Consider the following 589-nt stretch of genomic DNA (forward strand, 5'->3'; position numbering starts at 1 on the left):
TCCCGGCATCGCCAGCGCGCGCATGCCCTCGCCGATGATCTCGCCGATGGCCATGCGTGGATTCAGTGAAGCGAAGGGGTCCTGGAAAATCATCTGCAGGCGCCGGCGCAGTGGCCGCAGCTCGCGGCGCGACTGGCCGACGAGTTCCTGTCCGAGCAAGCGCACACTGCCGCCGCTGGTCGGCAGCAGTTGCAGGATCGCCTTGCCGACCGTCGTCTTGCCACAACCTGATTCGCCGACCAGCGCCAGCGTGCGGCCGCGCGCCAGTTCGAGCGAGACCCCGTCGACGGCGCGAACGTAGCCGACGGGGCGCTGCAGAATGCCGCGCCGGATCGGGAAATGCACGCACAGATCGGCGACCGCGAGCAGGGCGGGTGCGGCCAGGGGGCCGGTCGCGCGGGCGATCACCGCTTCGCTGCCGGTGCTGCGCACGCGCTCCGGTTCGTCATCGAGGTGGCAGCGGACGCGATGATCCGGGCCCACCTCCCGCCACTGCGGTGCTTCCTGGCGGCACAGATCCCAGGCGTGCGCACAGCGCGCGGCGAAGCGGCAGCCGCCGGGCATGGCCGACAGTGGCGGCACCTGCCCG

The 589-nt window shown here is 71.8% G+C and carries 1 protein-coding gene; it reads right to left on the minus strand.

The genetic code is table 11. From position 1 onward, the window contains the following. Positions 1 to 589 (minus strand): oligopeptide/dipeptide ABC transporter ATP-binding protein (locus tag CAPSK01_RS00375; RefSeq protein WP_273702798.1); only part of this gene is annotated, 589 nt, incomplete at both ends.

Source organism: Candidatus Accumulibacter vicinus (assembly GCF_000584955.1).
GTDB classification, from domain to species: Bacteria; Pseudomonadota; Gammaproteobacteria; order Burkholderiales; family Rhodocyclaceae; genus Accumulibacter; species Accumulibacter vicinus.